This window comes from Massilia eburnea (assembly GCF_009720745.1).
GTDB classification, from domain to species: domain Bacteria; phylum Pseudomonadota; class Gammaproteobacteria; order Burkholderiales; family Burkholderiaceae_D; genus Rugamonas; species Rugamonas eburnea.
In genome coordinates, this window is sequence record NZ_WNKX01000004.1 from 339783 (window position 1) to 349281 (window position 9499).

10 protein-coding genes are annotated in these 9499 nt (G+C 63.1%); 2 read left to right on the top strand and 8 right to left on the bottom strand.

The annotated features are described in order from the left end of the window. The first annotated feature begins 58 nt into the window (after positions 1 to 58). On the top strand, positions 59 to 829 hold the full coding sequence (locus GM658_RS07725) for a substrate-binding periplasmic protein (RefSeq protein ID WP_155453419.1): 771 nt from the start codon (positions 59 to 61) through the stop codon (positions 827 to 829). On the opposite strand, the gene rng is transcribed toward GM658_RS07725, so the two are convergent. The 8 genes from rng to GM658_RS07765 all read right to left on the bottom strand — a co-directional run bounded on the left by rng (position 816) and on the right by GM658_RS07765 (position 7757). Then, the gene (gene rng, locus GM658_RS07730; RefSeq protein WP_155453420.1) at positions 816 to 2282 is read right to left on the bottom strand and encodes a ribonuclease G; all 1467 of its coding nucleotides are present in this window, start codon (positions 2280 to 2282) and stop codon (positions 816 to 818) included. The two genes, GM658_RS07725 and rng, sit on opposite strands and share 14 nt — an antisense overlap. Beyond that, positions 2282 to 2902, bottom strand: coding sequence for a Maf family protein (locus tag GM658_RS07735; RefSeq protein WP_155453421.1), 621 nt, complete (start codon positions 2900 to 2902; stop codon positions 2282 to 2284). Before GM658_RS07735 ends, rng begins: the two co-directional genes overlap by 1 nt. Positions 2903 to 2917: 15 nt before the next feature. Then, positions 2918 to 3388, bottom strand: coding sequence for a 23S rRNA (pseudouridine(1915)-N(3))-methyltransferase RlmH (gene rlmH, locus GM658_RS07740; RefSeq protein WP_130310589.1), 471 nt, complete (start codon positions 3386 to 3388; stop codon positions 2918 to 2920). A 3-nt stretch (positions 3389 to 3391) separates the two neighbouring features. Continuing rightward, positions 3392 to 4099, bottom strand: coding sequence for a ribosome silencing factor (gene rsfS, locus GM658_RS07745; RefSeq protein WP_155453422.1), 708 nt, complete (start codon positions 4097 to 4099; stop codon positions 3392 to 3394). 3 nt (positions 4100 to 4102) lie between these two features. Next, positions 4103 to 4750 (bottom strand): nicotinate-nucleotide adenylyltransferase, encoded by a 648-nt coding sequence (locus GM658_RS07750; protein WP_371865055.1) that lies wholly within the window; start codon positions 4748 to 4750, stop codon positions 4103 to 4105. Continuing rightward, complete coding sequence (gene hemF, locus GM658_RS07755) at positions 4747 to 5658, bottom strand: oxygen-dependent coproporphyrinogen oxidase (RefSeq protein WP_155453424.1); 912 nt, start codon at positions 5656 to 5658, stop codon at positions 4747 to 4749. The genes GM658_RS07750 and hemF overlap by 4 nt, the downstream gene beginning before the upstream one ends. Positions 5659 to 5753: 95 nt before the next feature. Beyond that, positions 5754 to 7025 carry a phosphoribosylamine--glycine ligase gene (gene purD / locus GM658_RS07760; protein ID WP_155453425.1) on the bottom strand — a complete coding sequence of 424 codons (1272 nt, stop codon included), beginning with the start codon at positions 7023 to 7025 and terminating at the stop codon, positions 5754 to 5756. Positions 7026 to 7031: 6 nt separating this feature from the next. Next, on the bottom strand, positions 7032 to 7757 hold the full coding sequence (locus GM658_RS07765; protein WP_155453426.1) for a YebC/PmpR family DNA-binding transcriptional regulator: 726 nt from the start codon (positions 7755 to 7757) through the stop codon (positions 7032 to 7034). Positions 7758 to 7952: 195 nt separating this feature from the next. On the opposite strand from GM658_RS07765, the gene GM658_RS07770 reads away from it, so the two are divergent. Continuing rightward, positions 7953 to 9499, top strand: a 1547-nt coding sequence (locus GM658_RS07770; RefSeq protein ID WP_211841830.1) for an alkaline phosphatase D family protein, incomplete at its 3' end; no start/stop codon positions are given.

Consider the following 9499-nt stretch of genomic DNA (forward strand, 5'->3'; position numbering starts at 1 on the left):
GATGGTAACTCTAAATATGGCCGCGAGGTAAGTTTCGTTTTTGGGCTAGGATGGCGGCATGGCAAAGCTCCTGCGCACTGTGCTGACGTTGTTGCTCGCCTGGCCTCTATGGGCTTTTTCGGCTAGCTACCCGGCCTACAACACCTACCTGCATCCGCCCTTCGTGCTGCCGGATGGGCACGGGCTGGCGGCCGAACTGGTGGAAGCGTTGAACCGTCATATGGGGCCGGACAGCTTCGTTCTGGAAAATGTGCCGCGCGCCCGTTTCCTGGCGATGGCAAACCAGGGCCAGGGCAAGATCGACGGCATCGCCCTGTTTCTCTCGCCGACCTTTCTCAGGGAGCCCTTGGCCAGCCGGGTTGGCTGGAGCGCGCCGCTGTTTGCGGACCATAATGTGCTGGTGTTCAAAGCAGGCCATGTGCCGGCCAGCCAGATGCCTGCGTCCTTGCGCGGCCTGCGTTTTGGCGCCGTACGCGGCAATGTGTACCGCTTCCTGGACGGCATGGGGCGGCGCGGAGAGTTGCATTACGAAGAAGTGGCCGATGAAACGACCAACCTGCGTAAGCTGATCGCTGGCCGTATCGACTTCACGCTCTTGAACCGCCTGCATTTCCACGCCTTGGCGGAAAATTCCCCCGAGCTGCAGGAACTGGTGGCGACACCGGAGCCGGGCGGCGACTTCCTGCGGCACATCCTGCTATCCCCAAGCTTGCCGCCCGCGACAGCGCAGCGCCTGGCGGCGGCGATTCAGGCATTGCAGCGCGACGCGGAATGGCAGGCTGTCCTGGCGCGCTATGGCGTTGCGCCAGCCAAGGCTACATCAGGATGACGTCGTACTGTTCCTGGTGGTAGCTGGATTCCACCTGCAGCGAGATCTTCTTGCCGATAAAGTCGCCCAGCATCGCCAGGTGCTGAGATTCTTCTTCCAGGAACAGGTCGACCACTTCCTGCGAGGCGAGGATGCGGAATTCGCGCGGGTTGAATTGCTTGGCTTCGCGCAGCAGCTCGCGCAGGATCTCGTAACAGATGGTGCGCGAGGTCTTGACCTGGCCCTTGCCTTCGCAGGCGGGGCAAGGTTCGCACAGGATGTGGGCCAGCGATTCGCGCGTGCGCTTGCGGGTCATCTCCACCAGTCCCAGCGCGGAGAAGCCGGAGACGGAGACCTTGGTGCGGTCGCGCGCCAGGGCTTTCTTCAGTTCCGCGAGCACGGCGTTGCGGTGCTCGTTGTTCTCCATGTCGATGAAGTCGAGGATGATGATGCCGCCCAGGTTGCGCAGGCGCAGCTGGCGCGCGATGGCGTGCGCCGCTTCCAGGTTGGTCTTGAAGATGGTGTCGGCAAAATTGCGGCCGCCGACGAAACCGCCGGTGTTGACGTCGATGGTCGTCATGGCCTCGGTCTGGTCGACGATCAGGTAGCCGCCGGATTTCAGGTCGACGCGGCGGCCGAGGGCGCGGTGGATTTCCTCTTCCACGCCGTACAGGTCGAACAGCGGGCGCTCGCCGGTGTAGTGCGTCAGGCGCTGCAGAACGGAAGGCGTGTAGACGCGCCCGAATTCCGTCAGCGACAGGAAGTTCTCGCGCGAGTCGACCTGGATGGTGGCCGTTTCGTCGTGCACGAAGTCGCGCAGCACGCGCTGGGCCAGGCTCAAGTCCTGGTGCAGCAGGGAAGTCGGCGGGCGGGTGCGCGCACCGTGGCAGATGGCGCCCCAGGTCTTGCGCAGGTATTCGATGTCGGCCTGCAGGTCGCTGTCCGAAGCGTCTTCCGCCTGGGTGCGCACGATGTAGCCGCCTTTTTCTTCCGGCGGCAGCAGGCTTTGCATGCGCGCACGCAGGGCTTCGCGGTCGGATTCCTTCTCGATCTTTTGCGAGATGCCGATATGGCCGTCCTGCGGCAGGTAGACAAGCATGCGGCCGGCGATGGAAATCTGGGTCGACAGGCGTGCGCCCTTGGTGCCGATCGGATCCTTGATCACCTGCACGGTCAGCACCTGGCCATCGAACAGCAGCTTCTCGATCGGGGTCGGCTGGGCGTTCTGCGCGCCGTCATGCGGGCGCGCTTCCCAGATGTCGGCCACGTGCAGGAAGGCCGCGCGTTCCAGGCCGATGTCGATGAAAGCCGACTGCATGCCGGGCAGCACCCGGACCACTTTGCCGGAATAGACGTTGCCCGCCAGGCCGCGCGTCAGTGTGCGTTCGATATGCAGTTCCTGCACCGAACCCTGCATGATCAGGGCGACGCGGGTTTCCTGCGGCGTGATATTAATGAGGATGTCTTCGTTCATCAGGGAAGCTTTAATCCTGCCTGGCGCAAGAGCTGCGCCGTTTCGTACAGCGGCAGGCCCATGATGCCGGAATGGCTGCCTTCGATATGTTCAACGAACAGGGCGGCCAGGCCCTGGATGCCATAGCCGCCGGCCTTGTCGTAAGGCTCGGTGGTGGCGCAATAGGTCTTGATCTCGGCTTCCGTCAGCTTGCCGAAGCGGACGTCGGAAATCTGGGTGATATGGCCGGAAAAATCGGCCGAATGCACGGCCACCGAGGTCAGTACCTGATGGGTGCGGCCCGACAGCTTGTGCAGCATGTCGGTCGCTTCGCGCACATTGGCCGGCTTGCCGAGGATCTCGCCGTCGATGGTGACGGTGGTGTCGGCGGCAAGTACGGGGCGCAGGATCAGGCGGCGCTTCTGGATCATGTCCCAGGCGAAATCCGCTTTTTCCTGGGCCACGCGGCCGACATAGGCCAGCGGTTCCTCGCCGGCATTGACTTCCTCGCTCACGTCCGGCCCGCGCGGGCCGTCGTTGCGCAGCAATAGCAGCTCGAAGTCGACGCCGATCTGGCGCAGCAATTCGCGCCGGCGTGGACTCTTGGAAGCCAGGTAGATCTTCTTTTCGACCAGTTTCATCGTTTGCCTTAAGGGTTAGACACGATGATAAGGGTGGTTTTGCGTTATTGTCCACGCCCTATACAACTGTTCGGCCAACATGACGCGCACCATGCCATGCGGGAGGGTCAGGCTGGACAGGCGGATCATGCCTTCCGCCTTGGCTTTCAGCCCCGGATCGAGGCCGTCGGCGCCGCCGATGAGGAAGGCGGTATCGCGGCCATCCTGCTGCCAGGCTTCCAGCTGCTGGGACAGGCCCACGCTGGTCAGGTCCTTGCCGCGTTCATCGAGGGCGATGATGCGCACCGATTTGGGCAGGGCCGCCTCGATACGCTCCCTTTCCAGGGCCATGGCGGTGGCGGCGGTCTTGCTGCCGGAACGCTCAACGGGCTTGATTTCCTTCAGCACGATGCGCAACTCCGGCGGCATGCGTTTCACGTATTCGGTGAAGCCGCTTTCGATCCAGGCCGGCATTTTATGGCCGACCGCAGCGATGATCAGCTGCAAGGCTTACTCAGCCGCAGCAGCCTTCTTCAGGCGCTTGATGACGGTCTTGACCGGGGTGGCGGCAGCGGCGGCGGCTTTCTTCTCCTTGGCGGCCTTGGCGGATGCCTCGGCGGTCTTGGTGGAAGCGACCTTCACTTTCTTGCCTTCCGGCGCGACGACCTTCGGCGCAGCCTTCTTGGCGGCGGCTTTCTTGGCCACGGCGCCGGCAGCGGCGGTTGCCTTCACGGTGCCTGGCTTCTTGGCCGCTGGTTTTTTCTCGACCACGGCTTCGGCGGCCTTGGCAGCCTTGGTGGCGGCCAGGTGGCCGGATTTCTTCGGCGCGGCTTCCTTGGCAGCTGCTGCCTTGCCTTCGGTGGTGGACTTGCGCTTGGCGGCGCCCAGCTTCACCGGCTTTTCGCCCCAGATTTCTTCCAGGCGGTAGTAAGCGCGGATTGGCGCCTGCATGATGTGGACGATCATGTCGCCCAGGTCCACCAGCACCCATTCGCCGGTATCTTCACCCTCGATGCCGATCACGTCGCCGCCGGCTTCCTTCACCTTGTCGCGCACGGACGCAGCCAGTGCCTTGGTCTGGCGGTTGGAGGTACCGGAAGCGATGGCGATGCGGTCGAAGAGGCTGGTCAGGCCGGTGGTGTCGAACAGGACGATTTCCTGGCCCTTGACGTCTTCCAGGGCGTCCACGACGATGGATTGCAGTTTTTTGATATCCATTATTTAGTTCTTATACAAATTATGTTGTTCAATATAGTCTAGCACTACCGGTGGGATAAGCGAGTTCGCCCCATCCCCCCGTTGTAATGCAGCACGAATGGCAGTCGCCGAAATGTCGACGGCCATATCGGCCGCCAGCATGGTCCTGCCCGCCGGGGTGTTCCTGACCTGATCCGGCGTGGCCAGGCGGCGCTGGAATTCAGCTGCCACCTCGGCCGGCACGTGGGCGTCGTCCAGCTCGAAGCCGGGCCTGGCCGCCACGCAGAAGTGGGCCAGGCCGAACAGGTTGCGCCATTCGTGCCAGGTGTTCAACCGCTGCAGCTGGTCCGCGCCCATCAGGAAGGCCAGCGATACATCGGGCCCCACGTCGGCGCGGATCGCCCGCAGCGTTTCAATCGTATATGTGGCGCTGCCACGCGCCAGTTCCTGCCAGTCGATCGTGACGGGGCAGGGCAGGCCTTGGAAGGCCAGGTTCAGCATGTCCACGCGCTGCTGCGGCGTCGCGACGAGCGCGCCCTTTTGCCACGGCAAGGCGGGTATCACCAGCAGCGCATCGGCCTTCAGCTTTTCAGCAAAGAGTTTGCCGAGCGCGATATGACCGTTGTGCACCGGATCGAAACTGCCTCCCAGCAGTGCGATGCAGCGCTTCACTCGGCCAGCCAGTCGCGGTGCGGGAGGAAGTCGGTAGTCAGCGCCGCTTCCGCGCTGCCGTCTTCCGGATGCCAGTCGTAGCGCCATTTGACGATCGGCGGCATGGACATCAGTATCGCTTCCGTACGGCCGCCGGACTGCAGGCCGAACAGGGTGCCGCGGTCGAACACCAGGTTGAATTCGACGTAACGTCCGCGGCGGTAGGCCTGGAAGTCGCGCTCGCGCTCACCGTATGGCGTGTCCTTGCGGGCGTTCACGATCGGCAGGTAAGCGGCCAGGAATGCGTCGCCTACGCTGCGGGTCATTTCAAAACTCTTCTCGAAGCCCAGCGCGTTGAAGTCATCGAAGAAGATGCCGCCTACGCCGCGCGCTTCCTTGCGGTGCTTCAGGTAGAAGTACTCGTCGCACCATTTCTTGAACTTCGGGTGCAGGTCGTCTCCGTACGGCTGCAGGGCGTCGCGGCACGTTGCGTGGAAGTGCTTTGCGTCGTCCATGTTGCCGTAATACGGCGTCAGGTCCATGCCGCCGCCGAACCACCATACCGGTTTGCCGTCGGCGGTGCTGGTGCTGAAGAAGCGTACGTTCATGTGCACCGTTGGTGCATACGGGTTGCGCGGGTGCAGTACCAGGCTCACGCCCATGGCTTCCCATGGCTGGCCGCCCAGCTCGGGACGGTGCGCGGAAGCCGAAGGAGGCAGCTTGGCGCCCGTTACGTGGCTGAAGTTGCAGCCGCCGCGTTCGAAGACGTTGCCTTCTTCGATCAGGCGGGAAATGCCGCCGCCGCCTTCCGGGCGTTCCCACGCATCGCGCAGGAATGGCTTGCCGTCCACATTCTCCAGGGCGGAGATGATGCGGTCCTGCAGGCCAAGCAGCCAGGCTTTGACTTCTTGCGGGTTGGGGGCGGTCATTTCTTTGCTCTTTTTCGTCAAACCGGTAAACCGGTGTCTGACCCGCGGGGTCAGGCACCTTCCATACGCGGCGGTCGCGGGCCGGGTTACCGGTTTTAGTGTTTCAGGCCACGCCAGCCGATGTCACGGCGGAACTGCACACCTTCAAAGCCAATCTTGTCGACCGCTTCGTACGCCTGCTTCTGCGCCATCTTCACGTTGTCACCCAAGCCCACCACGCACAGCACGCGGCCGCCGGAGGTTACCAGCTTGCCTTCGGCGTCATCGGTCGTACCCGCGTGGAAGGTCACGGAATCAGGCGTTTCGGCCGGAATGCCGTGGATATGGTCGCCCTTGCGCGGCGCATCCGGGTATCCGGCAGCAGCCAGCACCACGCCAACGGCGGTGCGGCGGTCCCATTCCAGTTCCACCTGGTCCAGGGTGCCGTTGACGGCATGTTCCATCACGCCCAGCAAGTCAGTTTTCAGGCGCGCCATGATCGGCTGGGTCTCAGGATCGCCCATGCGGCAATTGAATTCCAGCGTCTTCGGATTGCCGGCAGCGTCGATCATCAGACCCGCGTAGAGGAATCCGGTGAACTGGATGCCGTCTTTCGCCATGCCCTGGATGGTAGGCATGATGATCTCGCGCATCACGCGCGCATGCATGGCCGGGGTCACGATCGGGGCAGGGGAGTAGGCACCCATGCCGCCGGTGTTCGGACCCTGGTCATTGTCCATCAGGCGCTTGTGGTCTTGCGAAGTGGCCAGCGGCAGCACGTTCTTGCCGTCGCACATGACGATGAAGGACGCTTCTTCGCCGGCCAGGAATTCTTCGATCACGATGCGTGCGCCGGCGTCGCCGAAGGCGTTATCGGACAGCATGTGGTCCACCGCGGCATGCGCTTCTTCCAGGGTCATGGCAACCACCACCCCTTTGCCGGCGGCCAGTCCGTCGGCCTTGATCACGATCGGCGCGCCGGTTTTGTCCACGAAAGCGTGGGCAGCCTTGGCATCGGCGAAGGTTTCGTATTCCGCAGTCGGGATGCCATGGCGCTTCATGAAGGCCTTGGCGAAGTCCTTGGACGATTCCAGCTGCGCCGCTTCCTTGGTCGGGCCGAAAACTTTCAGGCCGCGCGCGCGGAACAGGTTGACGATGCCGGCAGCCAGCGGCACTTCCGGGCCGACCACGGTCAGGCCGATATGCTCTTGCTCGACGAAATCGGCCAGTTGCACCAGGTCGGTGATCGGCACATTCTGCAGGCGCACGTCGCGCGCTGTGCCGCCATTGCCAGGCGCAACATAGACCATCTGGACGCGTTCCGACTGCGCCAGTTTCCAAGCCAAAGCGTGTTCACGGCCGCCCGAGCCGACTACCAGGATCTTCATAGGTGATTATTCTTCGATGACAGCGTTGGTATAGATTTCCTGGACGTCGTCCAGGTTTTCCAGTGCATCCAGCAGCTTTTGCATCTTGGCCGCGTCTTCACCGGTGAATACGGTTTCGGTGGCTGGTTTCATGATCACTTCCGCCACTTCGGCCTTGAAGCCGGCCGCTTCCAGCGCGTCCTTCACGCCCGGGAAGTCGTGCGGGCCGCACAGCACTTCAATGCCGCCTTCTTCGTCGGTTACCACGTCTTCGGCGCCGGCTTCCAGGGCTGCGTCCATCAGCTTGGCTTCGTCGGTACCCGGGGCGAACAGGAACTGGCCGGTGTGCTGGAACATGAAGGCAACCGAGCCTTCGGTTCCCATATTGCCGCCGTACTTGTTGAAGGCATGGCGCACTTCAGCTACGGTACGCACGCGGTTGTCGGTCATGCAGTCGACGATGATCGCCGCGCCGCCGATGCCGTAGCCTTCGTAGCGTACTTCTTCGTAGTTGGCGCCGTCGCCGCCGCCCGTGCCGCGGGTGATCGCGCGGTTCACGTTGTCCTTCGGCATATTGGCGTCAGCCGCCTTGTCGACTGCAAGACGCAGGCGTGGGTTGGAGTTCAGGTCGCCGCCACCCATGCGTGCCGCCACCGTGATCTCCTTGATCAGGCGGGTCCAGATTTTGCCGCGTTTCGCGTCCGTTGCAGCCTTTTTGTGCTTAATATTGGCCCATTTGCTGTGTCCAGCCATGTTCAATCTTCCTTAGACGGTATGCAATCGAGGGCGACATTCTAGCATACCGGCCCCTGCCTGAAATTGTCGCGCCGGAGCGACCAATTGCCTGACTTTTCCCTGGAAAGGCGCGTTTAGTAGATTTCCTCGGGGAATTTCATCTGCTTGTAAAGTTAATATCGTAAAACATAACTTTTACAATGAAGGAGACCTATGGATCGTCGGCAATTTATCAAATTGGGCGGCTTTATCACTGTGACGGCTGCTACCGGCGGCCTGGTAGGCTGCGGCGGCGGCTCGTCGAGTCCGGCGCCCGCACCGGGAACCCCGCCTGCGACCGGCGCCAACTGGAAATTCCCGCAGAGCGTGGCCTCCGGCGACCCGCGTTCCGACAGCATCATGCTCTGGACCCGCGTCGTTCCGGCGTCCATGGACGACGTGGCGACCGTCACTGCCAAGAGCGGCGTGACCGTTCGCCTGCAGGTGACCGCCGCCGATAATTCCTCGGCCCTGGGCAGCAACAAAGCGCTTGATGGCGCCGCTGTGGTCGACGTGCAGCTGGAACTGAACGCCGATTTCGATAACACGATCCGCAACAAGGTCACCGGCCTGCAGCCGAACCAGGCCTATTTCTACCAGTTCACCGCGGGTGACGTGCGCTCCAACGTGGCCCGCTTCAAGACCGCGCCGGCGGCTGACGTCAGCGTCGACCAGCTGAAATTCGCCTACCTGACCTGCCAGGACTGGAGCATCAACCACTGGGGCGCGCTGGACCACATCGCCAGGAACGAGCAGCTCGATTTCATCGTCCACCTGGGCGACTATATTTACGAGACCGTGGGTGAAGCCTTCCAGGCCGGCGCCGTCGAAAAACGCCATGACCCGCTGACGCTGCCCAATGGCACCTTCAAGAACGGCGTCTCGGGCGCGAAATACGCCACCACCCTGGACGACTACCGCTACCTGTACAAGAAATACCGCACCGACAGCCGGCTGCAGGCCGTGCACGAGCGTTTCGCCTTCATCGCGATCTGGGACGACCACGAATTCAGCGACGACTGCTGGCAAGACACTCAAACCTATGCCGAAGGCGAGAAGCACGATACCCCGCGCCGCCGCAGCGCCAACCAGGCCTGGTTCGAGTACATGCCGGCCGACGTCACTTTCGACAGCGCCGCCACCGGCTTCCAGAACATCAAGATCTACCGCGACTTCAAGTTCGGCAAGCTGATGCAGCTGGTGATGACCGATGAACGCCTGTTCCGTGCCGACCACGTGGTGCCGGAACAGACGCCGAATCCTGCCACCGGCCTGCCGCTGGGCAGCATCGGCGCGCGCTACCTGGTGGCGCAAGACCTGTACACCTACGTCGAGGGCCAGAAGATCGCTGCCGCCACCGCGGCCGGCGCCGACCCGCTGACCGGCGTCGCCATGCTGGGCGCCACCCAGCGCGACTGGTGGAAGTCCACCTTGAAGGCGTCCACCGCGACCTGGAAGCTGTGGGGCAATGAGGTATCGCTGCTGCGCATGGGCCTGAACGGCACCGACGCCATCGCCACCCTGGTCGCACTGCAGGCCGTGGCTTCCGTGGCCACCAGTATCGGCAACACCGCAGCCACTTCGACCGGCGGCAACGTGCCGGTGGCCGCCGCCATCGTCGGCGCCATGACTGCCGGCGCCTCGGTTTCGGCAGCAAGTGCTGCCGCCATGGCCATCGCCGGCGCGGCAGCCGGCGGCGGCGACACCAGCGCGCGCCTGGC

Excerpts from the sequence above, each read along its gene's own strand:
- GM658_RS07725 (WP_155453419.1), top strand. The coding sequence starts at position 59 with ATGGCAAAGCTCCTGCGCACTGTGCTGACGTTGTTGCTCGCCTGGCCT.
- rng (WP_155453420.1), bottom strand. The coding sequence starts at position 2,282 with ATGAACGAAGACATCCTCATTAATATCACGCCGCAGGAAACCCGCGTC.
- GM658_RS07735 (WP_155453421.1), bottom strand. The coding sequence starts at position 2,902 with ATGAAACTGGTCGAAAAGAAGATCTACCTGGCTTCCAAGAGTCCACGC.
- rsfS (WP_155453422.1), bottom strand. The coding sequence starts at position 4,099 with ATGGATATCAAAAAACTGCAATCCATCGTCGTGGACGCCCTGGAAGAC.
- hemF (WP_155453424.1), bottom strand. The coding sequence starts at position 5,658 with ATGACCGCCCCCAACCCGCAAGAAGTCAAAGCCTGGCTGCTTGGCCTG.
- purD (WP_155453425.1), bottom strand. The coding sequence starts at position 7,025 with ATGAAGATCCTGGTAGTCGGCTCGGGCGGCCGTGAACACGCTTTGGCT.
- GM658_RS07765 (WP_155453426.1), bottom strand. The coding sequence starts at position 7,757 with ATGGCTGGACACAGCAAATGGGCCAATATTAAGCACAAAAAGGCTGCA.